Annotated in this window: 19 protein-coding genes; 10 read left to right on the plus strand and 9 right to left on the minus strand. The window is 69.2% G+C overall.

Translation table 11 applies throughout. The features are described 5' to 3' along the window. Positions 1–19: 19 nt before the first annotated feature. Complete coding sequence (locus TSH64_RS27615) at positions 20–3,016, minus strand: ribonuclease E/G (RefSeq protein ID WP_109449990.1); 2,997 nt, start codon at positions 3,014–3,016, stop codon at positions 20–22. 717 nt (positions 3,017–3,733) lie between these two features. Here TSH64_RS27615 and TSH64_RS27620 point away from each other — a divergent pair. Together TSH64_RS27620 and TSH64_RS27625 are read left to right on the plus strand one after the other, a co-directional pair. Continuing rightward, positions 3,734–5,224: an N-acetylmuramoyl-L-alanine amidase gene (locus TSH64_RS27620; protein ID WP_109449992.1), complete on the plus strand. Its 1,491-nt coding sequence runs from the start codon at positions 3,734–3,736 to the stop codon at positions 5,222–5,224. Between the two features lie 215 nt (positions 5,225–5,439). Continuing rightward, the gene (locus TSH64_RS27625) at positions 5,440–7,980 is read left to right on the plus strand and encodes a penicillin-binding protein 1A (RefSeq protein ID WP_109449994.1); all 2,541 of its coding nucleotides are present in this window, start codon (positions 5,440–5,442) and stop codon (positions 7,978–7,980) included. A gap of 71 nt (positions 7,981–8,051) precedes the next feature. On the opposite strand, the gene TSH64_RS27630 is transcribed toward TSH64_RS27625, so the two are convergent. After that, positions 8,052–9,176, minus strand: coding sequence for a hypothetical protein (locus TSH64_RS27630; RefSeq protein ID WP_109449996.1), 1,125 nt, complete (start codon positions 9,174–9,176; stop codon positions 8,052–8,054). Between the two features lie 18 nt (positions 9,177–9,194). Then, complete coding sequence (locus TSH64_RS27635) at positions 9,195–10,631, minus strand: MBOAT family O-acyltransferase (protein WP_109449998.1); 1,437 nt, start codon at positions 10,629–10,631, stop codon at positions 9,195–9,197. Positions 10,632–11,015: 384 nt separating this feature from the next. Here TSH64_RS27635 and prfB point away from each other — a divergent pair. Both prfB and TSH64_RS27645 read left to right on the plus strand, forming a co-directional pair. Next, positions 11,016–12,147 (plus strand): peptide chain release factor 2 gene (gene prfB, locus TSH64_RS27640; RefSeq protein WP_109450000.1). Its coding sequence is split into 2 segments (ribosomal slippage): positions 11,016–11,084 and positions 11,086–12,147, totalling 1,131 coding nucleotides; the frame shifts between segments, so codons are not numbered across the junction. A 143-nt stretch (positions 12,148–12,290) separates the two neighbouring features. Then, the gene (locus TSH64_RS27645) at positions 12,291–12,602 is read left to right on the plus strand and encodes a peptidoglycan-binding domain-containing protein (RefSeq protein WP_109450002.1); all 312 of its coding nucleotides are present in this window, start codon (positions 12,291–12,293) and stop codon (positions 12,600–12,602) included. Positions 12,603–12,609: 7 nt separating this feature from the next. On the opposite strand, the gene TSH64_RS27650 is transcribed toward TSH64_RS27645, so the two are convergent. Both TSH64_RS27650 and otsB read right to left on the minus strand, forming a co-directional pair. Beyond that, positions 12,610–12,846 (minus strand): hypothetical protein, encoded by a 237-nt coding sequence (locus TSH64_RS27650; protein WP_109450004.1) that lies wholly within the window; start codon positions 12,844–12,846, stop codon positions 12,610–12,612. A 99-nt stretch (positions 12,847–12,945) separates the two neighbouring features. Continuing rightward, a complete protein-coding gene (gene otsB / locus TSH64_RS27655; RefSeq protein WP_109453091.1) occupies positions 12,946–13,752 on the minus strand; it encodes a trehalose-phosphatase in 807 nt (268 codons plus the stop codon). A 452-nt stretch (positions 13,753–14,204) separates the two neighbouring features. Between otsB and TSH64_RS35440 the strand changes: the two genes are divergently transcribed. Next, positions 14,205–14,510, plus strand: coding sequence for a hypothetical protein (locus tag TSH64_RS35440; protein WP_146208077.1), 306 nt, complete (start codon positions 14,205–14,207; stop codon positions 14,508–14,510). A gap of 114 nt (positions 14,511–14,624) precedes the next feature. Here the strand turns inward: TSH64_RS35440 and TSH64_RS27660 are convergent, their stop codons facing one another. Both TSH64_RS27660 and TSH64_RS27665 read right to left on the minus strand, forming a co-directional pair. Beyond that, positions 14,625–14,870, minus strand: a complete 246-nt coding sequence (locus tag TSH64_RS27660; RefSeq protein ID WP_247873179.1) for a hypothetical protein — start codon at positions 14,868–14,870, stop codon at positions 14,625–14,627. A gap of 201 nt (positions 14,871–15,071) precedes the next feature. Further along, entirely contained in the window at positions 15,072–15,962 is an 891-nt protein-coding gene (locus TSH64_RS27665) for an ROK family protein (RefSeq protein WP_109450006.1), read from the minus strand. A gap of 218 nt (positions 15,963–16,180) precedes the next feature. Here TSH64_RS27665 and TSH64_RS27670 point away from each other — a divergent pair, with 218 nt between their 5' ends. Then, positions 16,181–18,577, plus strand: coding sequence for an ankyrin repeat domain-containing protein (locus tag TSH64_RS27670; RefSeq protein WP_109453093.1), 2,397 nt, complete (start codon positions 16,181–16,183; stop codon positions 18,575–18,577). Between the two features lie 54 nt (positions 18,578–18,631). Here the strand turns inward: TSH64_RS27670 and TSH64_RS27675 are convergent, their stop codons facing one another. Continuing rightward, positions 18,632–20,350: a caspase family protein gene (locus TSH64_RS27675; RefSeq protein WP_109450008.1), complete on the minus strand. Its 1,719-nt coding sequence runs from the start codon at positions 20,348–20,350 to the stop codon at positions 18,632–18,634. A 267-nt stretch (positions 20,351–20,617) separates the two neighbouring features. Between TSH64_RS27675 and TSH64_RS27680 the strand changes: the two genes are divergently transcribed. Continuing rightward, positions 20,618–20,881 (plus strand): DUF3126 family protein, encoded by a 264-nt coding sequence (locus TSH64_RS27680; protein WP_098740518.1) that lies wholly within the window; start codon positions 20,618–20,620, stop codon positions 20,879–20,881. Between the two features lie 36 nt (positions 20,882–20,917). On the opposite strand, the gene TSH64_RS27685 is transcribed toward TSH64_RS27680, so the two are convergent. Next, a complete protein-coding gene (locus TSH64_RS27685) occupies positions 20,918–21,547 on the minus strand; it encodes a hypothetical protein (protein ID WP_109450010.1) in 630 nt (209 codons plus the stop codon). 695 nt (positions 21,548–22,242) lie between these two features. On the opposite strand from TSH64_RS27685, the gene TSH64_RS27690 reads away from it, so the two are divergent. The 3 genes from TSH64_RS27690 to TSH64_RS27700 are packed head-to-tail and all read left to right on the plus strand — an operon-like array spanning position 22,243 to position 25,032. Next, a complete protein-coding gene (locus tag TSH64_RS27690; RefSeq protein ID WP_109453094.1) occupies positions 22,243–23,019 on the plus strand; it encodes an ABC transporter ATP-binding protein in 777 nt (258 codons plus the stop codon). After that, a complete protein-coding gene (locus TSH64_RS27695; RefSeq protein WP_109450012.1) occupies positions 23,012–23,875 on the plus strand; it encodes an ABC transporter permease in 864 nt (287 codons plus the stop codon). The genes TSH64_RS27690 and TSH64_RS27695 overlap by 8 nt, the downstream gene beginning before the upstream one ends. Next, entirely contained in the window at positions 23,872–25,032 is a 1,161-nt protein-coding gene (locus TSH64_RS27700) for an ABC transporter permease (RefSeq protein ID WP_109450014.1), read from the plus strand. The genes TSH64_RS27695 and TSH64_RS27700 overlap by 4 nt, the downstream gene beginning before the upstream one ends. The last annotated feature ends 64 nt before the right edge of the window (positions 25,033–25,096 follow it).

A 25,096-nucleotide genomic window follows, 5' to 3' on the forward strand; every position in this document is an offset into this window, starting at 1 on the left:
CCCGGTTGGGCCGTTGGGCTTACCGCTTCCACCAGCCGCGGCGCGGCTTGGCATCGGCGTCGGCATCGTTGTCAGCCGCAGCCGGCTCGGGAGCCGGGGCCGGCGTGGCTGCCGCGGGCTCGGACGCGGCTTCGGCCGGGGCCTCGGCAGCAGCCTTGCGCTTGCGCGACGCCTTCTTGGCCGGAGCAGCTTCGGCAACGGTCTCCGCCGGCGCCTCGACCGCAGCGGCGGCCTTGCGCTTGCGGCCCTTGGCCGGGGCTTCGGCAGCGGCCGCCGGAGTCGGCTCGGGCGCGGCTTCGACCGGCGCCTCGGCGGCGGCCTTGCGCTTGCGCGACGCCTTCTTCGGCGCGGTTTCGGCAACGGCCTCGACCGGCGCTTCGACCGGGGCAGCGGCCTTGCGCTTGCGGCCCTTGGCCGGAGCTTCGGCAGCGGCCGCCGGAGCAGCCGCGGGGGCGGCTTCGACCGGCGCCTCGGCGGCGGCCTTGCGCTTGCGCGACGCCTTCCTGGCTGGCGCCTTGGCAGCGTCGGCCGGAGCGGCCACCGGCGGTTCGGTGGCGGTCACCGGAACCGGGGCTTCCTCGACCGCCGGATCGGCTTCGCCGGCCAGGATCCAGTCGAGATCGCTCGCCTCGGCCGGAGCCTGCGCCGTCTGGGCCGGAGCGACCGGAGCGGCGTCGAGCTGCTGGTCGGCGGCGTCTTCGCCGCCCTCCAGGCCTTCCGCACCCTCGCGGCGCGACCGGCGACGGCCACCACGCTTGCCGCGGCGGCGCTTCTTGCGGCCATCGCCGTTGCGCTCGCCGGCATCGGCGCCGGTCTCGTCCTCGCCGTCATCCTCATCCCCGTCGTCGCCTTCGGCGTCGGCGGAATCGGTCTCGGGTTCGGAGATGGCGGCACCGGGGATGGCTTCGGCGGCAACCGGCAGAACGCTCTCATCGGCGTCCTGGCCGGCGTCCTGATCCGCCTCGTCCGTCTCGGCCTCGCCTTCGGCGCTGTCGCCCTCGGTCCGGCCGTCCTCGCGGTCACGGCCACGGCCACGGCGGCGGCGGCGGCGGCGGCGGCGATCCTCGCCGGTGCCCTCGCCGTTGGCTTCGGCACGCTCGCCGGTCTCCTCGGCCTGCACGGCCTCGGTCTCGGCTTCCGGCTCCTCCACCGTTTCGACCGGCTCGGCGGCGAGCGCGCGGTCGGTCTCCGCCATCACGCGGTCGGCGCTGACCAGCGGGGCGTCCTCGTCGGGCAGGCGGGCCTTGTTGCGCTCCAGACGGTGATCCGGTGCGATCAGCCCGTCGTCGGCCTGGACCATCACGCTGAAGGCGTGACGCTCTTCGATCTTGGCCAGTTCACCGCGCTTCTGGTTGAGGATGTAGAGCGCGATGGAGGTCGGGACGAAGATGGTGATCTCGGCCGAGCGCTTGCGGATGCCCTCTTCCTCGATGGCGCGCAGGACGTGCAGCGAGGCGGATTCGACCGACCGGACGACGCCGGTGCCCGAGCAGTGCGGGCAGCGCTCGAAGTTGGTCTCCAGGAGCGACGGACGCAGACGCTGCCGCGACAGTTCCAGGAGGCCGAAGGCGGAGATGCGGCCGAGCTGGATGCGCGCCCGGTCGTTCTTCATCGCCTCCTTCATGCGGCGCTCGACGGCGGCGTTGTTCCGCGGCTCCTCCATGTCGATGAAGTCGATGACGATCAGGCCGGCCAGATCGCGCAGACGCAGCTGGCGCGCCACCTCGTCGGCGGCCTCCAGGTTGGTCTTGTAGGCGGTTTCCTCGATGTTGCGCTCGCGGGTCGACTTGCCGGAGTTGACGTCGATGGAGACCAGCGCCTCGGTCGGGTTGATGACGATGTAGCCGCCGGAACGCAGCTGCACCACCGGGCTGTGGATGGCGTCGATCTGCGTTTCCACCTGATAGCGGTGGAACAGCGGGATCTGGCTGTCGCGGTACAGCTGGACGCGCTGGGAATGTCCCGGCATCAGCATGTCCATGAACTCGCGCGCCGTGCGGAAGCCGGCCTCGCCCTCGACCCAGATCTCGTCGATGTCGTTGGAATAGAGATCGCGGATCGACCGCTTGATCAGGTTCGCCTCTTCATAGATGAGGCAGGGCGCCGACGACTTCAGCGTCTGTTCGCGGATGTCGTCCCACAGGCGCAGGAGATATTCCAGATCGCGCTTGATCTCGGGCTTGGAGCGCTCCAGCCCGGCGGTGCGCAGGATCACCGCCATGCCGTCGGGAATGTCGAGATCCGACAGGATTTCCTTCAGGCGCTTGCGGTCGGCCGGGTTGGTGATCTTGCGGGAAATCCCGCCGCCACGGCCGGTGTTGGGCATCAGGACGCAGTAGCGGCCGGGCAGCGACAGGTAGGTGGTCAGCGCCGCGCCCTTGTTGCCGCGCTCCTCCTTCGTCACCTGCACCAGCATGACCTGCCGGCGCTTCACCACTTCCTGGATCTTGTAGGAGCGCAGCGGGCGCGAGCGGCGGCGCTGGGTTTCCGCCTCCTCGTCCTCGTCGCCGCCGAGCGTGTCGGGGGCGGCGCCTTCGGACGGGGCGGCCTGCTCGTCGCCGGCCTCGGCATCTTCGCCGGTCTCGTCACCGTCTTCCTCATCGGACGCCTCGGGCGCGATGGGGGAGGGCATCGGCGACCATTCCTCGACCACCTGCTCGGGGCGGATCGGCTCGGCCATCACGGCGCCGTCGGCGGCGGCCTCGGCCCGGGCTTCCGCCTGCTCCTCCAGCCGGCGTTCCTCGGCCAGCAGGGCCTCGCGGTCGGCCATCGGAATGCGGTAATAGTCGGGATGAATTTCGGAGAAGGCGAGGAAGCCGTGGCGGTTCCCGCCATACTCCACGAAGGCCGCCTGGAGCGAAGGCTCGACCCGCGTCACCTTCGCCAGGTAGATGTTGCCCTTCAGCTGCTTGCGGCTGGCGATCTCGAAGTCGAGTTCTTCCAGCCGGTTGCCATTGACCACGGCGACCCGGGTTTCTTCCGGGTGCGTGGCGTCCACCAGCATGCGCTTGGCCATATACGATCCTCAACGGCGCGACCCAGGGAACCCGCGCGACCGGTCGGGCCGCCTGGACGCAGCGTCTGTTGTGGGCGAAGCATACGGCACGACGGACCGGAACCGCCGAACGGCGCTGACGAGAGCAGCCAGGACGGCCCGGTCGACACGCGCCGGGCTGCCGCCTTGCGGCCACAGCCAGCTTCGAGGTTTCGTCCTCTCACCGCCAATCCGAACGCGCCACCCTGCGACGTCCCTCCGGCGCGGATGGCCGGACAGGCGGTGTCGAGGGCGACGCCGCAGCCCCTTGGATCAGGCCCCGTGACCGGCGATCGGCTGACCTTCGGCTCGATGGAATCGATGTCCGGGGATCAGCGAAGCGACGCTCACCTTGGAAGTCCGACCCTGGTCTGGCGAATTGCGGTCTGTCGCAAAGATACCATAGACAAGCGATCCCTCTTGCACAACGCGGAAATGCGCCGATTCGGCGAACAAGTTCGTCGCGGGGAAGGCGGGCCGCCACCTTCCACCGGGGCAGCCCGTCCGGGGTGCGGTCCGGCCACGCCGGGGCTTGCCGTCCCCTCCACTGTTGCAGGAACGGCACCCCCGGCCGGAATTGACTCGGGCTCTGACGATCCGCGTTGAGAGCGTTGAATTGGCTGGGCTATAGCTGGTCATCAGGCGCCCGCTCGCGCTGCTTGCCCATTGCCGCACACCCTCTGCCGCCGAGGAGATTTGATGCCACGGCCGCCCAGCCTGCCCGCCACCGTACCCGACCGCCACCCGCATTCCGCCGGTTCGCCGCGCAGATCGGTTGGCCGTGTCCTCGGGGTGCTTGTGCTGGCGCTGGTGCTGCTGGGCTTCGGGTCGGCCGGGATGACGGCCGGGCCGGCGACGGCGCAGACCACGGCGGCCCTGCCGTCGGCGCCGCCGCGCACCGCGGTGGTCGATGCCCGGCTGGGCATCCATCCGGACAAGACCCGCTTCGTGCTGGAGCTGAGCGACCCGGTGTCCTTCACCGTGTCGTTGGCCGCCGATCCCTACCGCATCGTCGTCGATCTGCCCGATCTGATCTGGCCCGGCGGGTCGCTGCCGATGGAGGGCAAGGGGGTGGTCGCGCGCTACCACCATGCCGGAGGTCCGCGCGGCACGCGGCTGACCTTCGAGACGGTCGGTCCCGCCCGCCTGCGCGAGGGCTACATGATCCCGGCGCGCGACGGCCATCAGCCGCGCCTCGTCCTCGACCTGGAAAAGTCGACGCCGGCCGAGTTCCGGCAGCTCGCCGGGGCCGGCAGGAAGGAGGTCGGCGGCAAGGGGCAGCTGACGATGTCCTCCATAGTGTCGTCGGCGATGGCGATCCCGGCGCCGGTTCCGGCCCCGCAGCCGTCGCCGCCCGCGGCCGATCCCGCCAGCACGGTTCCGGCTCCGCCGCCCTTCGCCCCGCTGCCGCCGATTCCGCCGGCCCAGCTGATCCCGGCCGCTCTGCCCGTCGCTCCGCCGCTGCCGGACAACAAGCCGCCGACGGTGGCGGAAAAGCCGCTGATCGTGCTCGATCCCGGCCATGGCGGCCAGGACCCCGGCGCCATCGGCGTCGGCGGCATCTATGAGAAGGACATCACGCTCGCCACCGCCAGGGAGGTGAAGCGCCAGCTGGAGGCGACCGGCCGCTACCGGGTGAAGCTGACCCGCGACAGCGACGTGTTCATCCGCCTGCGCGACCGCGTCGCCATCGGGCGCGAGGCCGGGGCCGACCTGTTCATCTCGCTGCATGCCGACAGCATCAGCAGCGGCGACATGCGCGGCCTGTCGATCTACACCCTGTCCGACAAGGCGTCCGACCGCGAGGCGGAAATGCTGGCCGCCAAGGAGAACAAGGCCGACGCCCTGGTCGGTCTCGACCTGTCGGGCGAGAACCAGCTTGTCGCCAACATCCTGATCGATCTGGCCCAGCGCGACACGATGAACCATTCCAAGCGCTTCGCGACGCTGGCGTTGCAGACGCTGGGGCGCGACGTGCCGCTGATCTCCAGCCGGCCGCACCGGCAGGCCGGCTTCGCCGTGCTGACCGCGCCCGACGTGCCGTCGGCGCTGATCGAGATGGGGTATCTGTCGAACCGGCAGGATGTCGGTCTGCTGACCTCCGGCGCGCACCGCGAGCGGCTGGGCAAGTCGCTGGCGCGGACCATCGACAGCTATTTCCGCTGGCTGCACGGCGCGCAGCGCAGCTGAAACGCGACAGCGAGGGGCGGATTACCCCTTTTGCGCCGGCGATTTCTCGCGCATGCCCTCTGCGCGTCACATTTTCCTGACATGACGGGAACGGGGGCGGCGCTTCCCGGCGCGGCGGTGTAGGATGCGCCGCCCTGTCAGGCATGGCTCGCGGTCCCGCCCCGGAAAGGGGCGGGCTTCAGCCACGCCGTTCGTCGTTTCTTGCGGGATTGGTCATGCGTCTCCTTCTGTCCTTGCTGATGGCCTTCGTGATGCTGGTTCTTGCCGGCGCCGGGGGGCTGGTCTTCCTGTTCGAGCATTACGACCACGACCTGCCCGACTACACCAAGCTGGCCAACTACGAGCCGCCGGTGACCACGCGCATCTATGCCGGCGACGGGCGCCTGATGGCCGAATTCGCGTCGGAGCGGCGCATCTTCGTGCCGATCGACGCCATGCCGCGCCAGGTGATGAACGCCTTCATGGCGGCCGAGGACAAGAATTTCTACGGCCACCAGGGCGTCGACCCCATCGGCATCCTGCGCGCGATCCTGACCAACATCGAGAATTTCGGCCGCGAGCGCCGGCCGGTGGGCGCCAGCACGATCACGCAGCAGGTCGCCAAGAACATGCTGCTGACCAACGAGGTGTCGTTCGCCCGCAAGATCAAGGAAGCGATCCTGGCGGTCCGCATCGAGCGGGCCTTCACCAAGGACCGCATCATCGAGCTGTATCTGAACGAGATTTTCCTGGGCAACCGCTCCTACGGCGTGGCGGCGGCGGCGCTGAACTATTTCAACAAGGCGCTGGACGAGCTGAGCATCGAGGAGGTCGCCTTCCTGGCTGCCCTGCCCAAGGCGCCGTCCAACTACAACCCCGACCGCCAGCATGACGCCGCCATCGCCCGCCGCAACTGGGTGATCGGCCGCATGGCGGAGGACGGCTACATCACGCCGGAGGAGGCGAAGGCCGCCCAGGGACGCCCGCTGGTCACCCGCAAGCGCGACGAGCAGGAGGTCGTGACCTCCGAATATTTCGCAGAGGAGATCCGGCGCGAGCTGGTGAAGCTCTATGGCGAGCAGGCGCTGTACGAGGGCGGGCTGTCGGTCCGCGCCTCAATGGACCCGGTGCTGCAGGCCACCGCCACCAAGTCGTTGCGCGACGGGCTGATCGCCTACGACCGCCGTCATGGCTGGCGCGGTCCCGTCGCCAAGATGGAGAATTTCGACAACTGGCCGAAGAAACTGGCCGCCATGCCGCCGCCCGCGGGCTCCGAGGGCTGGAAGTTGGCGGTCGTGCTGAAGGACGATCAGGCGGACGGGCTGGACATCGGGGTGGCCGACGGCACCCGCGGGCGCATCCCGCTGTCCGAACTGCGCTGGGCCCGCGCCTCCAAGGACGGCGACGTCGCCGGCCCGGCGATCCGCAAGCCGTCCGACGTCGCCAAGCTGGGCGACATCCTGCTGGTCGAGGCGGTGAGCGGCCCGCCGGCCAAGGACGAGGACGAGAAGCCGGCCAGGAAGAATGACAAGTCCGCCGCCAAGGAACTGCCGCCGGGCAGCTACGGCCTGCGCCAGATCCCGCAGGTCCAGGGCGGTCTGGTGGCGCTCGATCCGCACACCGGTCGCGTGCTGGCAATGGTCGGCGGCTTCTCCCCGGCGATGAGCGTGTTCAACCGCGCCACCCAGGCGCTGCGCCAGCCCGGTTCGTCCTTCAAGCCCTTCGTCTACCTGACGGCGCTGAACCAGGGCTTCACCCCGTCGTCGCTGGTGATGGACGCGCCCTTCTCCTTCGATCCGGGCGGCGGGCAGCCGGTCTGGCGGCCTGAGAACTACAGCCACGAATTCTACGGCCCGACCCCGCTGCGCGTCGGCATCGAGAAGTCGCGCAACGTCATGACCGTCCGCCTCGCCCAGCAGATCGGCATGGACAAGGTCAAGGCGCTGGTCGAGAAGTTCGGCATCGTCGACAACCTCCAGCCCTATCTGCCGATGTCGCTGGGCGCCGGGGAAACGACGGTGCTGCGCCTCGCCACCGCCTACGCCATGCTGGACAATGGCGGCAAGCGGGTGGTGCCGACCTTCATCGACCGTGTGCAGGACCGCAACGGCAAGACCGTCTTCCGCCACGACAACCGCGCGTGCGAGGGCTGCACCAACGTGAGTTGGAAGGACGGCATGGCGGTGCCCGCCGTGCCCGACACACGCGAGCAGGTGAACGACCCCCGCACAACCTACCAGATCGTCTCGATCCTGGAAGGCGTGGTCCAGCGCGGCACCGCGGCGGCGCTGAAGTCGCTGGGCAAGCCGCTGGCCGGCAAGACCGGCACCACCAACGACAGCCACGACGCCTGGTTCATGGGCTTCTCGCCCGATCTGGTGGTCGGCACCTACATCGGCTTCGACCAGCCGCGCTCGCTGGGCAGCCACGAGACCGGCGGGTCCGCCGCCGTGCCGGTGTTCAAGGAGGTCATGCAGGTGGCGCTGAAGGACAAGCCGGCGACACCGTTCCGCGTTCCGCCCGGCCTGCGCCTCGTCCGCGTCAACCCGGCCAACGGCCAGTTGGCCCAGTTCGGCGACAACCGCGCCATCTGGGAAGCCTTCCTGCCGGGCACCGAGCCCAACCCCGACCAGCCGCAAATGGTGCTGGACGGGTCCTCCCAGGGGGCCGGTGCCATGATGGGCGGCGACCCGAACGCCGCCGGCTTCGGGGCCCAGCAGCCGGGGATACCGGCCCCGCCGGCCGCGGCGACGCTGGGAACCGGCGGGCTGTACTGAGCTGAAAAGAGAAAGGGGCGCCCACTGCGGGCGCCCCTTTTTCGTTCGCTAAAGCGGCGACACCCTGACGATCAGTGCGTCGTGTTTCCGGTTCCCGACAGCGAGGCCATCGCATCGACCGGGCAGCTGCCGAGCGGGCGCAGGTCGGGTTCCATCGCCGCGAACATCGCGCGCACGCCGTCCTCGTTGACGTGCAGGGCGTCCATGAACAGCTCGTCCTTGTCCACCGCGCGGCGGGCGTCGATCACGGTGACGCCGGCGGGCAGGCGGCCCTTCAGGTCGGCGAAGAAGGCGTCGAAATTCTTCAGCTTGCCGGCATAGGTCGGGAAATAGGGGGTGATGACCACCGCCACCCGGGTGCCCTGCGCCTGGGCGCTGGCGATGATGTGGTCCAGCGCCTGCCAGTTGGCGGCATCGGCGGTCATCATCTCCTCCGGTGCGGCGGCCAGCTGCGCCTTCATCGGGTCGGGAATGGCGCCCACCAGGGTGCGGTCGGCGGCCGGCTTCACCAGCCCGGCGATCAGCCGCATGGTCTGGTTGTTGTTGAAGGTCATCAGGTTGAAGGCGTGGTTGGCCATCCACAGCTCCTGGTTTTCCTGACGGACGAAGGCGTCGATCCGCGGCGAGTAGTAGGCCAGCAGCGGCAGGTCGGCCAGATCGTGCGGATTGTCGACCAGGCCGGTCGGCTCCAGCACCAGCAGGCGCGGCGCGCCGTGCCGCTCGACGTAATCGTCCCACAACAGGGCCGACAGGACGGTCGGCGCCCCGCCCATGCCGAGGTTGAGCGCCCGGCCGCAGGTCATGTCCTGAAGTGCCGAGACCGGGAAGTGGTTGTCCGCCCGCGAGTTGCCGAGCACTAGCACGTCGGCGGGGCCGCTGGCCGGCTTGGCGGTGGGGCCGGCCGCCGGACCGTTGGCCGGCCGCGGCTGCGTCGTCAGGGCGGCCTTCACCAGCAGGGCGTTCGGCTGCTCCTCCTGGCCGGCGGGCGGCTTGATGCCGGGCTTGGTACCCGGCTGGGTGCCCGGATTGGTCCCTGGGCCGATGGCGGGCTGCTGCGCAGCCTCGAACGGGCGGTAGACCGTCATGAAGCGATCGCTGGAGCGCAGCAGAAGATCGCCCAGCGCCGAGGCCAGAACCCGGTCCATCGCGGTGACGGTGGCGAGGATCAGCGCGATGCAAGCCAGAAGGCGGTACATGGGGAGGTCTCCGTCCGGTCAGAACTGGAAGTAGATGAAGGCGTGGTTGGCGAAGCTGCCGAACAGCAGCATCACCAGGATCAGGGCCGAGCAGGCCATCGAGCGCGCCACCACATTGGTCCCGGCATAGCGGCGGCCAGCGCCGCGCTCGACCATCATGTCGACCAGCAGAACGATCAGGCCGGCAACGGCGACGCGGATCAGCGTGCTGGCCTGCTGGTTGCCCTGCTGGAGGCCGAAATCGCCATGGCCGATGATGCCGAGGATGGTCCATACGGTTTGCAGGTTGTCGGCGCGGAAGGGCAGCCAGGTGAGCGTCACCACGATGAAGACGAGGCCGATCATCACCAGCCGCCCGGCGGCCAGCATCGGGCCGTTGAGGCGCACCGGGCTGGCGGCTGCCAGCCGGCGCACGCCGTCCTCCACCAGCATCAGGCCGCCATGCATCGCGCCCCACAGCACGAAGGTCCAGTTGGCGCCGTGCCACAGGCCGGAGATCAGCATGGTGATGACCACGTTGCGGATGCGCAGCCAGCGCGTGCGGCTGCCGCCCATCGGCACATAGAGATAGTCGCGGAACCAGGTGGACAGCGAGATGTGCCAGCGGCGCCAGAAATCACGCATGCCGGTGGCGAAGTAGGGGCGGGCGAAGTTCTCGCACATGGTGTAGCCGAAGATCTGCGCCAGCCCGATGGCGATCAGCGAATAGCCGGCGAAGTCGCCGTAGATCTGCAAGGAAAAGCAGACCAGCCCGATCACATGCTGGAGCGCATTGAAGAACTCCGGCTGGTGGAAGCGGGCGTCGACCACCACGGCGGCATTGTCGGCCAGCCCGATCTTCAGGAAATAGCCCCAGATCACCTTTTCCAGCCCGGCGAAGCGTTCCTCGAACGGGATCTCGCGCGGGCGCTGCTGGATTTGCGGCAGCAGGTCGCGCGCCCGCACGATCGGGCCGGCCACCAGCTGCGGGAAGAAGGCGACGAAGGTGGCGTAGCGCATCAACGAGCGCTCCGGCTCCTTCACCTCGCCGGTGTAGAGGTCGATGCCATAGCTGAGGTTCTGGAAGGTGTAGAAGGAGATGCCGACCGGCAGCAGGATGTCCAGCGTCCGACGTCCGATCTCCACCCCCAGCGAGGCCAGGGCGATCTCGGCGCTGTCGGCGAAGAAATTGTAGTATTTGAAGAAGAACAGCATGCCCAGGTTGGCGCCCAGGCTGATGAACAGGTACATCTTCTTCGTGCTGCGGTCGGGCGAGTCTGCGATCTTCAACCCGCAATAAAAGTCGATGAAGGTGCTGAGCGCCAGCAGCCCGCAGAACCGGTAATCCCAATAGCCGTAGAAGATATAGCTGGCCACCAGCAGGAAGGGCGTGAAGGCGCGTGTGCGGGCCAGCGCCATGAAGCCGGCGCTGAACACGGTGATGAACAGCAGGAAATTCAGGCTGGTGAAGCTCATCGTGCCCCCGGCAGAGGTGTCGCGCGTCCAGGCGTTCGCGCAAGGAAGGCCCTGCGCGGAATCGCGCGCGGGGTGCCCGGCGGAATCGCGCAAGAAAGGTGAAGAACGACGCAGAAGATAAGCTCGATTTCGGGGAATCCCGGCCGCCGCGGTAGGGTTGTGCGGCCGGATATGGGACGTACTCTGAAATGAACCGGTCCGATGATTCCAAACGGATAGGACCACCAAGCAGGGGCTCGGCCATACTCGAAAGTGGCAAGCCGTCCCGGTGCGGCGGCGCGGTCCGGGGCAGCCCTGCTCATTAAGGGGGTGCAAGGCGGGGGACGAGCGGCTACATATGCAGCCGACACACCCTTCAACTCTGGCTGACGAGGAGGCACCGCCATGCGGGCCGAGATCGAAGCGGCCGCCGGCGAGATCAGAGAATCGCTGGCGCTGCTGAGGAGGCATCTTTGACTGGGACAATGCACTGCGGCGTCTCGACGAACTGAACAACCTCGCCGAGGATCCCAAGCTTTGGGACGATCCGACGCGGGCCCAGACCATCATGCGCGAGCGCACCCAGCTCGACACCTCCGTCGCCGGCTACCGCGCGCTGGAGCGTGACCTGTCCGACAGCCTGGAGCTGATCGAGATGGGCGAGCTGGAGGGGGACGCCACCGTCGTCGCCGATGCGGAGGCCCAGCTTTACGGACTGCGCGACCGCGCCAACAAGCTGCAGATCGAAAGCCTGCTGTCGGGCGAGGCCGATGCCAACGACTGCTTCGTCGAGGTGAATGCCGGCGCCGGCGGCACGGAGGCCCAGGATTGGGCGCTGATGCTGATGCGCATGTACACCCGCTGGGCGGAACAGCACGGCTACAAGGCGGAATGGCTGGACGAGACGCCGGGCGAAGAGGCCGGCATCAAGTCCGCGACCGTTCAGATCAAGGGCCACAACGCCTATGGCTGGCTGAAGACCGAGGCCGGCGTGCACCGTCTGGTGCGCATCAGCCCGTTCGACAGCCAGGCGCGGCGCCAGACCAGCTTCTCGGCCGTCTCGATTTCCCCGGTGATCGACGACAAGATCGACATCGAGATCAACGAGAAGGACTGCCGCATCGACACCTACCGGGCGTCGGGCGCCGGCGGCCAGCACATCAACAAGACGGACTCGGCGGTGCGCATCACGCACATCCCGACGAACATCGTGGTGAGCTGCCAGCAGGAACGGTCTCAGCACAAGAACCGCGCCAAGGCGTGGGACATGCTGCGTGCCCGCCTGTACGAGCGCGAGCTGAAGATCCGCGAGGATGCCGCCGCCGCGCTGGAAGCCACCAAGACCGACATCGGCTGGGGCCATCAGATCCGCTCCTATGTCCTGCACCCCTACCAGATGGTGAAGGATCTGCGGACGGAGGTGGAGACCTCGCAGAGCCAGGCGGTGCTGGACGGTGCGCTCGATCCCTTCCTGGAGGCGGCACTCGCCGCCCGGATCAAGGGGCAGAGCGACGACGCGCACGCCGCCGGGGGCTGACCGGTCTGAACGAAGGAAAGGGCGGTCGCTTGCGGCCGCCCTTTTCGATTCGGTGCGTTTTTGGAATGCCCATCCATGGAATGGAAGGGTGGGCTCGGCTGTTTCAACAGACTGCTACTCCAACGATGCGGAGCGACCGATCCATGAACAGACTTCTGCTTCCGGTTCTTTGCGGCGCCATGCTGCTGGCGACTCCGGCCTTTGCTGCCTGCGAAACGGACAACCTGCCCGACGAGATGCGCCGGGCCTTCATCTCCGGCGCCCAGGAGGCGCTGAACGACCATGGCTTCAACGCCGGTTCGGTCGATGGCCAGATGGGATCGCGCACCCGCACGGCGATCCGCTCCTACCAGCGCGCGGCCAAGCTGCCGGTGGACGGCTGTGCCACCCAGGGCCTTCTCGACCACCTGAATTTCAGCCAGCCCAAGATCTACGGCCCCAGCAAGCCGCGCTGATCCGGCGTCAGGCCAGCATGTCGAGCAGGCGCCGGCTGTTTTCCTGCGTCGCCTGGAGCACCTTGGCGTTCGCGGCGAAATCCACCTGGGCCGAGGTCAGGTCCAGCACCACGGCGGGGTCCAGGTTGCCAGCGGCGATCTGTTCCGACGCGGCCTCGGTGCGGGCCTGCGCGTCCTGCAGGCCGTCGACGGCGCTGGCCTGCGGCCGGTAGGGCGTGGCGGTGGTGGCCGATCCGATGTCCATGGCACGCTGTCCGGCTGGTTGAGCGGCCAGCGTAGCGCGGCGGGGGTTTAGGGTTGGTGAATGGGGGCGGTGCTCCTCCGGATCGTCAACCGTCCGTCATCACCCCTGCGCCAGCCAGTCCGCCAGCCGCCCCAGGAAGGCCGCGGCCTCCGCCGGGTCGTGCAGGCTCCAGGTCGCGGCCGTCTCCGCCGGGCCGTCCATCACCCGGATGCCGATGCCGATGCCGTTCCCGTCTCCCCGGCTTGCCAGGGCGCGGAAGGCATCCTCGTCGGTTTCGTCGTCGCCGAGATAGATCGGCATGGTGCCGTCCCCCTCCAGCCCCAGCGCCTCCAGCAGGGCGAGCACGGCGCGGCCCTTGTCCCAGGGCAGGTTGGGGCGAAGCTCGAACAATTCCTTGCCGCCGGTCATGCGCAGGCGCGGCTGGACCTCCACCACCGCGCGGACGGCATCGGCGACCCGGGGCTTTTCGGCTGAGGCGACCTGACGGGTGTGGATGGCGATGGCGAAGCGCTTGCGCTCCACCAGCGCGCCGGCGATGCCGCCGAGCCGGTCGCGCAGATTGCTGTCGGCGATGTCGAGGTCGGGGACATACTCCACCCCCACTTGGCGGCGCAGGCCCGGACCGCGCAGGTCGAAGCCATGGCTGCCGGCATAGACCAGGCCGTCCACCGCCACCATCGCCGTCAGGTCGTCCAGGTCGCGGCCGCTGACGAAGGCGACCGGGCAGAGCGCCGACAGCCGCTGCACCACCGCGCGCGCCTCGTCGGGCATCGTTGCCAGTTCGGGACGCGGCGCAATGGCGGCCAGCGTTCCGTCATAGTCGAGGAAGAGGGCAGGGGTGCGGCTGCCCAGGGATGCGGTGAAGGCGTCGAATTCCGCCAAGGCGGAGGGGGGATGGAGGGTCAAGGCTGGGTCCTCAGCGCCGCTGCCGGTCGGAATGCGGCGCTCGGCCAATGCCGGCACGCCGCGTTGGTGTAACGGCCGGACTGCCGGACTGGCTTGCGCTCCAGCAAAAGGATTGACCCGGCTGTGGCCGATGCGCAACAGACCCCTCCAAAAGCTGCGGCCCCACGCAGGGGCCGGCTTTGGGGGTTGCAGCGCCCCCCGCTTCTGGTACTGTTGCAGTGCAGCAAGCGATTGCTGCTTCGCCCTTCTTGGGCGTTTCCTCCCTAAACTCAAGGCCGCTGTTTCCAGCGGCCTTTTTCTTGCCAGAAAGCCCCCTGGGAAGGCAACCCCTGACAAAAGTCATAGCGCTGCGATCTTCCGGTCTGGAGCCGGCAGATCGGCGCAAGAGCCGGACGCGGCCATCGCAGCGGCGCGGGATCGGCGACTTCGAAATTCCTTTTGTTTACAAATAGATGAAGCGCGGTTTTCCGGCTCTTCGGTCCGGGTCGCCGGGCGGCGGGCGCCAGCGGGAAGGCCGCGTCCCCAAGTTTGTCGGCATCACTGGCCAGCATGCGCCCGCAGATTTTTTTCGTGCGGAGCGGGCAGGGGAGCGAAAAACCGCCGCAGGGGGAACGGAGGCACTGCCGCCGGCGGGCGAACTGTCGTATAGATCGAAGCGAAACACTTATCCGCCGTCATCCACAGGAGCCGTTCCCATGGACATCGCCATCATGGTTCTCGCCGTCGCGTTCTTCTTCTGGCAGACCATCACCGATTGAGCGCATCGCCGACCGAACCGGCATCCGACGGTCAGGCAAACGGAAAGGGCGGTCCCATCGGGCCGCCCTTTTCCATGTCGCCAAATTCAATGCCGCCAATGGCGGACTGGCGCGTCAGTCGGCGGCGATGGGCGGTTCCAGCCGGGCATGGGCCGACGCGATCAGTTGCAGCGTCTCCATGATCGAGCCGATGGCCTCATGCAGGTCAGCCTGCTCGTCGCCGGGCAAGGTCGCCAGCACCGTTTCCAACTCGACCGCCGCGTCCTGCAGACGCGCACAGGCATGCTCCAGATGGAGGCCGGTGCCCAGGACGGCTTGCTGACCACTTGCCCCAGGATCATTTGCAGAATGCAAACGCACTGCCGGTTTTCCCGCCCGCGTCGCGTTCCGGTTTGCAAAATGCAAATGAACGCTGCTGCCCGTGGCTCGCGTCCCCAATTTCTTCCGCATCATGGGCATATCCCCCGTTCGGTCTGAAGGGAGAATGCGCAAGTCCCGTGCCACCCGTGACCGTTGGTTGCGTCTGCTGTCTCGAAAGTGGTGCTGTGGCCGGGACGCCGGTCAGTCCGGCCACAGGCGGGCGGCACCGCGCATGCCGCTTTCCGCGCCATGGCGGGCGACGGCCATCCGGGTGCGCGGATCGGCGGCCAGGGTCCAGGCGCCCCAGCGCCGCGTCACCGTCTCGCACAGGCCGGGCAGGGCGGACAGGCCGCCGCCGATCACTATCATGTCGGGATCCAGCAGGTTCAGCACCGGCGCCAGCGCGCGGGCCAGGGCATCGGCATGGCGGGCCAGCGTTCCGGCCGCGGCGGCATCGCCGACGAGCGCGCGGGCGGCAATCTCCGGCGGGTCCAGCGTCTCGCCGGTCAGATGACGGTGCAGGCGCGACAGCCCGGCCCCGCACAGCATGGTTTCCAGGCAGCCGATCCTGCCGCAGCCGCAGGGCACCGGCGGGCCGTCCGCCTCCTCGCGCCAGGGCAGCGGCGCATGGCCCCATTCGCCGGCCAGCCCGTTGGCGCCGGGCAGGATGCGGCCATCCACCACGATGCCGCCGCCGACACCGGTGCCGAGGATGACGCCGAACACCACCGGACCTCCGCCGGCCGCCGCCCCATCGGTTGCTTCCGACAGGGTGAAGCAGTTGGCGTCGTTGGCGATCCGCACCGGCCGCCCGATCCGCCGCGTTGCGTCTGCAACGAGGGAACGGCCGTCCAGCCAGGGCAGGTTGACCGCCCTTACCCGTCCGGCGGCGGCGTCCACCACACCGGGCAGGCTTATGCCGATACCGCCGGTTCCAGCCGGGTCGAGGGCGTTCACCGTCTCCGCCAGGGCGTCCAGCGTGGCGTCGTAGCCGCGGGGGGTCGGACGGCGGCGGCGGGCGAGTTCCGTCCCGTCGCCGTCCAGCGCCACGGCGGCGATCTTGGTGCCGCCCAAATCGATTCCGACTCGCATGACTGTCGCTGTCCGGATGGTGGGATATGACCGAATTTCGGCGGCAACCCTATACCTCTCCCCCGTCCGGCGGACCAGGGTTGCTTTCGCGCCGGAAGGGTCAGTCCACCCACCCCGGAAGAGAGGGGGCAACCGCCCTTTGCTCCGTCGGGGCTTGGGGGGCGCATCACTAGAGTCTCATCAGCGCATCCTTCACTGATCGGCGTCTTGAGATGTCCATGGACCGTTCTGCCCCGAAACATTCCTCGCGCGCCCGGCGCGCCGCTCCGGGCCACCACGATCCCGTTTCCGAATCCGCCGGTGTCACGGCGGCCGAGATTCGCGATGGACTGGTGCTCGCCTTCCTGGCGCGCAAAAGGCTGCTGGTGCTGGTGGGCGATGCCGGCTCGGGCCGTCCCGCCCTGTTCCGCCAGCTGGTCGAGCATGTCGAGGCCGACGGTGCCATGGCGCTGCCGGTCGCGGCGTCGGTCGGATCGGAGGTTGAGGATCTGGTCGCTGCCGCCGGCACCGGTGCCCTGCCCGATCTGGTTCCGGGGGAGGACGGCGAGACCGATTTCGACACGTTGATCGCGGCGCTGGAGGAGCGGCTGGAGCTTGCCGGATCGGGCCTGCTGGCGGTGGACAACGCCGCCGTGCTGGCGCCACCGGTGCTGGCCGATCTGGTCGATCTGACGCGGGCGGAGACGCCGGCCGGACGCTTCATGCAGGTGCTGCTCTGCGGCACGCCCGAGCTGGAAGGCACATTGGCGCGCGCCGGTCTGACCGATGAGTTGCGCGACATGGGCGTGATCTACCGGATGACGGCGGGCGACTTCGTCGACGACGTGCGGGAGCCGGCTCCGGCGCTGCAGCCCGTGTCCCGGCCTGCGCCCCTTCCCGGGCCGATGCTGGCTGTACCGCCCCAGCCCCAGCCACAACAGGCTCCGGTGCAATCCGCCGCGATTCCACCGGCGAACGATTGGTCGGTGGGGCAGCGCCGGGAAAACCCGCCGCAAGAGACCTGGCAGCAGGATGAGCGTTGGGAGGGCCAGGGCTGGTCGCCGGACGGCGGTCAGGCCGGTGCCGTGCGGGCGCCGCGGCGCACCGCGCTCTATGCCGGGGCGGCGCTGACCACGCTGGTCCTGCTGGGCGCCGCCGGTGCCGCCATCGCCACCGCCGTGCCGGGCGCCTTCCCCGACCGTGCCCTGGCCATGGTCGAGGAGGGCTGGGCCAAGGCGCGCGATGCGGTCGAGCGCACCGTGCAGGGTCTGACCGGGGCCACGGCTCCGGCCGAGCGGCAGCATGCCGTCACGGTGCCGGTCGCACCGGCTGCGGACGCGACCGCCTCTGCCGCCGTCGCTCCTTCCACCGCATCGACGGCCCCGACCACGCAGACGGCTGTCCAGGCGCCCGCCGCGCCGCCCACCGCCGGCACCCAGACGGTGTCGAAGCCGGCGCCGCCTGCCTCGACAACCGTGCCGCCCGCGGCTGCTCCGATCGAAACCGCGGCGTTGCCGCCGGCCCAGGCGCAGCCGTCGGCCGCCAAGGCCTCCTCGACCGGCAACACGGAAGCGGCGCCGGGCGTCGCCTCGCTGCCGCCGCTGGAAGACCCGTCGACGACCGCCGCGGTTCCCGCTGCTCCCGCCGCTCCGGATGCCGACACCGCCCTGCGCGTGCGGACGATGGTCGATCAGGCCCGCCGCCAGATCGCCGGCAAGCGCCTGACCACCCCGCCGGGCGACAATGCCTATGAGACGGTGCAGCGCATCCGCCAGATCGCGCCGTCGTCGCCGGAGGTGGCGGAGTTGCTGACCACCATGACGGACACCTATCGTCGCTGGGCGATGCTGGCCGAGCGGGACGGCGATTGGTCGGAGACGAAGCGTTTCTATGAGCGGGCGCAGATGATCTCGCCGGAAAGCCCCGATCTGGCCGAGCGCATCCGTGCCGCGAGCGAACAGCGGGTCTACACCGGTCCCTCCGTCGGGCCTGCCAGCGGGACCGCTATCGGCACCGCTGGCGGCACTGCGCCAGGAAGCTCCGCGGCGCCGGTGAAGGCGACGCCGGGGCTGGGCGACCGCGAATCGGTCCTGGCCCTGCTGCGCAATCCGGCGGAGCTGTCGCGCACGCTCCAGGCCGGCGCCAGCGCCGACACGCGGCTGGACAATGGCAAGACCCTGCTGATGATCGCCGCCGAACAGGGGCTGGCCGACGCGGTGCGCGTGCTGCTCGACCGCCATGCCCGCACCGACCTGCGCACCTCCGACGGCGCCACCGCTGTGATGTATGCCGCCTGGGGCGGGCATGACGGGGTGGTCCGGGCGCTGGCCGAGGGCGGCGCCGACCTCGACACCACCAACAGCGATGGCAAGACCGCGCTGATGGCCGCCGCCGCCCGCGGCCACCAGGAGGTGGCGCGCACGCTGATCCAGCGCGGGGTGATGGTCGACCGCACCACCGCCTATGGCTGGTCGGCCCTGATGTACGCCGCCAACAACGGGCACGAGGCGGTGGCGAAGCTGCTGCTCGACAGCGGGGCGAACCCCTACCGCATGGATGCCAACGGCAATTCGGCCCTGACGCTCGGCGCGTTGCAGGGGCATGTGCAGGTGGTGGAAGCCCTGAAGCCGCGCTGATCGAAGCCGGGTTGATCCTACCGGCGGATCTCGCCGGTAGCGTCTACTGGCCGTTTACTGGTCAAGGCGGACGGAGCCGCGCCACATCCCGGCGCTCTGTCCGCCATTGGCGTAGTGGAAGATGCCGGGGCCGTCCGGCTGGCCGTTGCGGAACCGTCCGGCGAAGCGGCTGCCGTCGTTGAAGGTCATCACGCCGAAGCCGGACATCAGATCGCCCGACCACTCCCCTTCATAGGTCTGGCCGTTGGCGAAATGGTAGACGCCGGTTCCCTGGCGGATCGGGCGGCCCAGTGCCGTGCTGGCTCCAGAATTCGACGAGGGCTGTGCCCAGCCGCCCTCATAGCGGTCTCCGCCGGAAAAACCGTAGCTCCAGAACCGGCTGTCGGGTCGGCTGCGCGCCCGCTCCGCGGCGGTGCGGGCATCGCCCAGCGCGCGCATCGCCTGCTGCTCCGCCTCCACCGCCGGGCCGTCCGGGCTGGAGAAGCCGGTTCCGGCCGGTGCGGTGGGGAAGCTGCGCTGCTCGGTCTGGACCGGGTCGGAGTTGCCGGCGGCGGGCGGTTCGCTGCCCTGGTCCAAACCGGGGTCGCCGAAGGACGGTCCGGCCTCCACCGGGCCGCGGCCACGGGCAGCCTGCGGCGACGGGTCGGCCCAGCGGGCCGACAGCGCCCCTGCGGTGAGATAGCCGGTTCGCCCGGCCGGATCGCGCACGCGCAGCCAGCTTCCTTCCGGCACTGACTCCAGCACCGTCACGGCGCTGCCTGCCGCCAATTGGGCGACGCCGCGGGCACCGACCGCCGGCCGGTCGAACAGGACGCCCGGCTTCGCCATTTCATAATTGCCGGGCGGAAGACTGGAACCGGTCACCGCCGGCGGTTCCTTCGCCGGAGCGGCGGCCGGAGGCGTGGCTGGTGGGGTGGCCGGTGGCTTGGCAGGGGCGGCGGCAACCGCCGGCACCAGCACCAGAGTGCTGCCCAGCCGGTCCTGCAGCCAGGGCAACTGCCGGCCGTCGCTGCGTTCGGCCACCGAACGTGCGACCTCGGCCAGCGAATCGCGGAACGTGACCCCGGGTTTGACCATCTCGCGCGCCAGCGCGGCGGTGAAGGCATTGGGCCCTTTGCCCGACTTCGGCGGCACCGGCGGCACGCCCGGACGATGGGCATAGACGATGAACAGGCCGTCGGCCTCCATCGGCGTGCCCAGCGCGCCACCGCCGACCCGCTGGGCCAGTGCCTCGGCGACGCCGGGATCGATCACCACGATGGACTTGCGCCCGCTGTCGCGCAGGTCGCCCAGCACGCCGTCGAGGTCGAGGGCGTTGCGCGGCAGGTCATCCGCTCCGGTGGGGGCGGCATCGGCGGGCAGCAGGAATTCCCGCTCCCCCAGTCCGACGGCGAGGCCGGTGTAATAGACGAAGCCGAGGTCGGCCCCCGACAGCGCCTCGCGGAAGCGCTCCAGCGCCGATTCCATTGCGACCCGTCCGACATTGTCGGCCCGCGTCACCGAAAAGCCGGCGCCGCGCAAGGCCGATGCCATGGCGGAGGCGTTGGCGGCCGCCTGATCGGACCGGCCGTCGAGTGCTGTGTAGCGGCCGTTGTCGATGACCAGCGCCACGCGCTTGCCGGTCTCCGCCCGGGCGCCGCCTGCCTGCATGCCGCCGAAGGGCAGGGCGGCCAGCAGTGCCGCCGTCAGGACGGTCGCCTCGAGCCGGCGCCTCCACCGGCCGGCCGGGCGGCGGTCTGCATGGCTTGCGGTCGGGAGTGCGGTCTTCGTCACGGCGTTCCATCCTTACGTCATCGCGGCAGCCCGTTGCCGGGAAGCGTACCGCCGCGGGGAGCATAGCCTTTTCCGCCAGTCGGGAGCGCCGCTCATTCGGAGCGTCGGACTGTGCCGGCGTTACCCCGCGTGGGCGAGGGCGGGTCTGGGGCGGCTCTGGCGCACGTGCCACACCTCCGGTAGCAGCGGGAGATCCGGCGATGTATCGCTTTCCCTTCGCGGCGAAGCCGCCTATATGACGCTCCTTCGCAGACAACGAGGTTCGCCATGCCGCCCGCCAAGCCGTCCGCCGTCCGGATGTCCGACACCGAAATCGCCCGCGTGCAGATGTATCTGCGCAAGACGCTGGGCAATCCCAAGATCGTGATCGAGCCGCCGGCCAAGCCCGGCCAGTCGGCCGAAGTGACGGTGGATGGCGAGTTCTTCGGCACGCTGAACCGTGACGAGGACGAGGGCGAGGTGTCTTATGCCCTGAACGTCGTCATCCTGGAAGAAGACCTGCCGGAGCCGCCGGCCATTCCGCGCCGCTGATTTCCGGTTTTTTCCAGTCTATCGCCTGGGGGCGCCCTAGCGGCTGCGAGCGCGAAGCTCCGCTGCCAGGGCGGCCAGCAGGGTCTGCCCGCCCGACAGGGTCAGGCCGCGGACAAGGACGATCGCCTTGTGCCCGCCGCGCCGGTGCATGACCAGCCGCACATTGCGGCTGCCGGCAGCCTTCAATTCCGCCTTCACCGCATCGTTGGGCGCCACGTTGCCGGCGACCAGCGTCATCTCCGCCTTGTGACGGTAGTCGTACGCCGGGTCGATCCAGGCGACGAACAGCGGCTTGCCGCCCACCATCGGATAGAGCGCCAGATCCCGGATCGTCTCGTGCGGATGGATGCGCGCGCCGTCCACCGTCAACCCACGTTCCGTCACCCCGAGCCGTACGGCGCGGCGCTGCACCGTCTCCGACAATGTCACCACCCACAACAGCAGCACCGGCACCGCGCAGAAGGCCGCCAGCCATTGCAGCATGCCGGACAGCTCGTCGGGTGCCAGCCCGGCCCCGGCGATGAAGCCGGTCGCCAGCAGCCCTGCGATCAGCAGATAGCGCGTGCGGATCACCGGCGTCAGCACCGGCGTCGCCACGAACACGGTGCCGGCCGCGCCGTCTTCGCGCGTGACTTCCAGACTGGGGGGCGGCTTGGCGGCGGGCATGTCGCTGGCGCGGTCGTGAACGGGGCGTGATCCTGTTCCGGTAGGGTGCCGCCCGTCCAGTTCTTTCGCCCTGTCCCTTCCACCGGGCATCCGCACCCGCGTTGCGTGTCCGGGCGGGATGACCTCTCGCCCCTGCCTTGAAAATGGTGGGGGCGTGGTAATCTGCGGGGCAGGAGGTGACGCGAGCCGCTTCCTGAATGACGGGACCGGTTTCCCGGCCCCGCCAATGTTGGCTTACCTATCCTGGTCCGTGTTAAAGCCGGCTTCGAACTCGAACTTCAGCTTGAACCAGAAGCGGCCGAGCCACTTCAGGAATTTTCTCACTCGCGCCACCTCCTTCCGGTTGCTGTTGGCGCATCGTGCGCGTCCGGCTGCACGAGAATACAGGGCGTGCATGTGCGTGCCAAACGCGCTGCGGTGAAAATTTCCCTCAAAGTTGCGTTCCGATGCCCTTGGGCGAGAGGGCTGGACTTTTGCAACCCTGGTGCCCTGGTCGGGGCGGTGATAGTTTGCGGGGTGGATGATTTCTGACCAAACCGTCAGATCCGTCTTCCAAACCAGCCCGCTATCCGCCCTGTGAAGGACCGCCGCCCGTGACCTTCCCAAATCCGCTCGATTTCTGGGAGGCGTCCGCTTCCAGGCAAGGCTCGGACCGGGCCGTTTCTTCGGCCAAGTCTTCTTCGGCCAAGTCCCCGGTGGTTGTCGAGGCACGCAAGCTCTCCTTGGTCTATCCCACGGCGGACAAGCCGGTCACGGCGCTGAGCGAGGTCGACCTGACCATCGCCAGGGGCGACTTCGTCTCGCTGATCGGTCCCAGTGGCTGCGGCAAGACCACGCTGCTGCGCGTGATCGCCGATCTGGAGCGTCCGACCGCCGGCCAGATCGCCATCGAAGGCATGACGCCGGAGCAGGCGCGGCTGAAACGGCTCTACGGCTACGTTTTCCAGGCCCCGGCGCTCTATCCGTGGCGGACAGTGGAACGCAACGTCATGCTGCCGCTGGAGATCATGGGGATCGCCCGCGCCGAACGGCAGGCACGGGCCCGCGAGCAGTTGGAGCGCGTCGGCCTGTCGGGCTTCGAGCGCAAGTTCCCCTGGCAGCTGTCGGGCGGCATGCAGCAGCGCGTCTCCATCGCCCGCGCTCTCGCCTTGCAGCCCGACCTGCTGCTGATGGACGAGCCGTTCGGCGCGCTCGACGAGATCACCCGCGACCACCTGAACCTGCATCTGACCCAGCTGTGGCGGGCGACCGGCAAGACCTGCGTCTTCGTCACCCATTCGATTGCCGAAGCGGTGTTCCTGTCCACCCGCATCGTGGTGATGAGCCCGCGGCCGGGCCGTATCCTCGATGTCATCGACTGCAACAGCCTGCCGCGCGAGCGCACGCTGGACATCCGCGAGTCGCCGGAATTCGCCGCCATCGCCCACCGCGTGCGCGAGGGGCTGAAGGAGGGGCACAGCTACGATGACTAGGCGCGCGCTTCCCGTCACCGTGATGACGCTGCTCCTGCTGGCGGCCTGGTACATCGGGGCTGCGTGGCTGAACTGGCCGCAGGCAGCGGAGACGCTGGCGCGCGCCAACAGGCCAGCCGGCTTCGCAGACGTGCTGGCCCAGGCCTATGCGATGAAGCGGCCGATCCTGCCCACCCCCGATCAGGTGGTGGTGGAACTGTGGAATTCCCTGACCGGCTACGCGCCGACCAGCCCGCGCAATTTGCTGTTCCATGCCTGGGTGACGGCGGAGGCGGCGCTGACCGGGCTGGCGATGGGGCTGGCGCTGGGCATCCTGCTGGCCGCCGGCATCGTCTATACCCGGACGCTGGAGGCCAGCCTGCTGCCCTGGGTGATCGCGTCGCAGACCATCCCCATTTTGGCGATTGCGCCGATGATCGTCGTCATCCTCGGCAACATCGGGCTGACCGGGCTGCTGCCGAAGGCGGTGATCTGCATGTATCTCTGCTTCTTCCCGATCACGGTCGGCATGGTGAAGGGGCTGCGCTCCGCCGATCCGCTGTGGGTCGACCTGATGCGGACCTATTCGGCGAGCGGGTTGCGCGCCTTCTGGTCGCTGCGGCTTCCGGCCTCCATGCCCTTCCTGTTCGCCAGCCTCAAGGTGTCGGTCGCCATCAGCGTGGTCGGCGCCATCGTCGGCGAGTTGCCGACCGGCGGACAGGCCGGGCTGGGCGCGCGGCTGCTGTCGGGGTCCTACTATGGCCAGACCGTGCAGATCTGGGCGGCGCTGATCATGGCCTCGCTGCTCTCGGTGGCGGTGATCGCGGTGGTGCGTGGGCTTGAGCTGGTCCTGCTGGGCCGAGCGGGGGCGCGATGAGCGATTCGACGGGCGATGAGGCGACAAATCCCTACCGCACCAGCCTGCGCACGGCCGCCGATTGGGGGCTGGTCGCCATCGCCCTGCCGGCGCTGGCGGCATTGGCCCTGCCGGTGGGCGCCCAGGGCGGCGCCGTCCTCGGCTGGTTCGGCGGAACCATGGCGCCGCTGTTCCTGATCGGGGTGGTGCTGGCTGTCGTTGCCGGCGCGTCGGCACCGAAGCGGGTCTGGGGCGCCTGGCCGGAATTGGCCGGCGTGGCGCTGGCCTGGCTCCTGCCGCTGCATCTGCTGAACGAGGGGCTGGACCTGTCGGCCGGCTGGGGGCTGTGGCTGTTCCTGGTCGCGGCGACGCTGCTTTTGTGGCGGGTGATGGGGGTGCTGGCCGGCGTGCCGGGCTGGACCCGCTCCGTCATCGTGCCCGGCCTGTTCGGGCTCGGCCTGCTGGTGGGATGGGAGGTGCTGGTCCGCGGCTTCCAGGTGCCGGCGATCCTGCTGCCGCCGCCCAGCCGCATCGCCGCGGCGCTGGCGGCCAACGCGCCGGTGTTGTGGGACGATTTCCGCCAGACGGTGCTGACCTCCGTCCTGCGCGGCTATGTCATGGGCTGCGGTGCCGGACTCATTGTGGCAATCCTTGCCGACCGCGTGCCATTTCTTGCCCGCGGATTGCTGCCGCTCGGCAATCTTGCCAGTGCCATCCCGGTGGTCGGCATTGCGCCGATCATGGTGATGTGGTTCGGCTTCGACTGGCAGTCGAAGGCCGCGGTCATCGTCGTCATGACCTTCTTCCCGATGATGATCAACACGCTTGCCGGCCTTGGCACTTCGGAGCGCATCCAGCTCGACCTGATGCGCAGCTACGCCGCCGGCTATGGCCGCACGCTGGTGAAGCTGCGGCTGCCCAATGCGCTGCCCTTCCTGTTCAACGGCTTGAAGATCAACTCCACCCTGGCCCTGATCGGCGCCATCGTTGCCGAATTTTTCGGCACCCCGGTGGTCGGCATGGGGTTCCGCATCTCCACCGAAGTGGCGCGGATGAATCTCGACATCGTCTGGGCCACCATCGCCGTGGCGGCGCTGACCGGTTCCGGCCTGTATGGCACGCTGGCGCTGCTGGAGCGGGCGACGACGGCCTGGCATCCGTCGATGCGGGGGCGTTGACGGGTCTCGCGAAGCCGCTGGCACGGCCATTGCTTTCACCCAGCCATTCCAGCCGGCAGGGAGG

It is taken from the genome of Azospirillum sp. TSH64 (assembly GCF_003116035.1).
Taxonomy (GTDB): Bacteria; Pseudomonadota; Alphaproteobacteria; order Azospirillales; family Azospirillaceae; genus Azospirillum.

Excerpts from the sequence above, each read along its gene's own strand:
- TSH64_RS27615 (WP_109449990.1), bottom strand. The coding sequence starts at position 3,016 with ATGGCCAAGCGCATGCTGGTGGACGCCACGCACCCGGAAGAAACCCGG.
- TSH64_RS27620 (WP_109449992.1), top strand. The coding sequence starts at position 3,734 with ATGCCACGGCCGCCCAGCCTGCCCGCCACCGTACCCGACCGCCACCCG.
- TSH64_RS27625 (WP_109449994.1), top strand. The coding sequence starts at position 5,440 with ATGCGTCTCCTTCTGTCCTTGCTGATGGCCTTCGTGATGCTGGTTCTT.
- TSH64_RS27630 (WP_109449996.1), bottom strand. The coding sequence starts at position 9,176 with ATGTACCGCCTTCTGGCTTGCATCGCGCTGATCCTCGCCACCGTCACC.
- TSH64_RS27635 (WP_109449998.1), bottom strand. The coding sequence starts at position 10,631 with ATGAGCTTCACCAGCCTGAATTTCCTGCTGTTCATCACCGTGTTCAGC.
- TSH64_RS27645 (WP_109450002.1), top strand. The coding sequence starts at position 12,291 with ATGAACAGACTTCTGCTTCCGGTTCTTTGCGGCGCCATGCTGCTGGCG.
- TSH64_RS27650 (WP_109450004.1), bottom strand. The coding sequence starts at position 12,846 with ATGGACATCGGATCGGCCACCACCGCCACGCCCTACCGGCCGCAGGCC.
- TSH64_RS35440 (WP_146208077.1), top strand. The coding sequence starts at position 14,205 with ATGAAGCGCGGTTTTCCGGCTCTTCGGTCCGGGTCGCCGGGCGGCGGG.
- TSH64_RS27665 (WP_109450006.1), bottom strand. The coding sequence starts at position 15,962 with ATGCGAGTCGGAATCGATTTGGGCGGCACCAAGATCGCCGCCGTGGCG.
- TSH64_RS27670 (WP_109453093.1), top strand. The coding sequence starts at position 16,181 with ATGGACCGTTCTGCCCCGAAACATTCCTCGCGCGCCCGGCGCGCCGCT.
- TSH64_RS27680 (WP_098740518.1), top strand. The coding sequence starts at position 20,618 with ATGCCGCCCGCCAAGCCGTCCGCCGTCCGGATGTCCGACACCGAAATC.
- TSH64_RS27685 (WP_109450010.1), bottom strand. The coding sequence starts at position 21,547 with ATGCCCGCCGCCAAGCCGCCCCCCAGTCTGGAAGTCACGCGCGAAGAC.
- TSH64_RS27695 (WP_109450012.1), top strand. The coding sequence starts at position 23,012 with ATGACTAGGCGCGCGCTTCCCGTCACCGTGATGACGCTGCTCCTGCTG.
- TSH64_RS27700 (WP_109450014.1), top strand. The coding sequence starts at position 23,872 with ATGAGCGATTCGACGGGCGATGAGGCGACAAATCCCTACCGCACCAGC.